2 protein-coding genes are annotated in these 1,018 nt (G+C 32.8%); both read right to left on the bottom strand.

Annotated features, from left to right (window positions below; translation table 11 throughout):
* Nucleotides 1–182: 182 nt before the first annotated feature.
* Nucleotides 183–656 (bottom strand): antitoxin YezG family protein, encoded by a 474-nt coding sequence (locus tag OCL94_RS13175; protein ID WP_262997379.1) that lies wholly within the window; start codon nt 654–656, stop codon nt 183–185.
* A gap of 29 nt (nt 657–685) precedes the next feature.
* The coding region (locus OCL94_RS13170; protein WP_262997378.1) for a DNA/RNA non-specific endonuclease at nt 686–1,018 on the bottom strand (333 nt) is incomplete at its 5' end.

The following is a 1,018-nucleotide window of genomic DNA, read 5'->3' as shown; positions in this document are numbered from 1 at the left end:
CTTTTAACTGCTTCATCAACATGTTCAAAATCACTCGCAGAAACGGCTTCTCCTACACTTTCCATAATGCGATGTTCCGATTGATAGTCACTTGTTCTGTAATGAATTGAACGTATTTCATCAACTACCCTTCACTTAAATCATAGCTGTTTAAAAAGTGGCAAGTAATACTTGCCACTGAATTATTCGCTGTGTTTACTGTTTTCTCTTTCTTTGAATGCTCTGATTTGTTCAACTTCTTCCATACTTATATGTTTTAGAGGTTGATTTAAATATTCATCTCTAAAGTAATCCATATATTCATAATCCACATATTCTGAGTTGTACCAATCCGCATAATCAAACTCTGTTGTCAACTTCATGTTTTCATCTACATGTAAGATTACTTTTGACCAAATAGGTTGATCATGATCTCTAAAGATTTGTTGGAGTTCAATGCCATGTTGAAATAATTGTCTTTGTAACTTCCTATATACTTCCGTTGAATATCCTTCTATTTCAAATTGCATTGTTGCTGAGTATTGCCATTCTTCTTTTGCATTTTCAGTATTGTAGAAAAAATATATACCACCTTCTCTACCATTGATATCTCCATTAATATATAACTCGCACCACTCTTCTGGAATCATTTCATTAGCTTGATGTACAATTTTCATAATTTTTTCGCTTATTAATTGATTTAACATTATCTTAGTATCTCCATTTCATTTTTTATGTTTTTTTCAATATATTCATCACCAATTGTATAATAAACATTAAACTCATCCGGTCGCAATGAATCGCCACTATACACTGGTTCTATTTTTACTTTCACTTGTTTTGGTGGTTTCGACCTTAATGCTTTCTCCCATGCTTGTTCTATTTTTCTCCATTCACCTTGACGATTTAATGTTGAATTCATTGGAACTAGATTATCTAAATCCGGACTACCTCCAAATTGAGTTGCTATTAAGTGTCCTCCATCATCATCTTTTCGTCTAAATATTCTGCCCACTACTCTCTGCATATGCGGTTTTCG

Source organism: Macrococcus capreoli, from assembly GCF_025628935.1.
Classification (GTDB): domain Bacteria; phylum Bacillota; class Bacilli; order Staphylococcales; family Staphylococcaceae; genus Macrococcoides; species Macrococcoides capreoli.
This window is presented reverse-complemented; position numbering and strand designations above follow the sequence as displayed.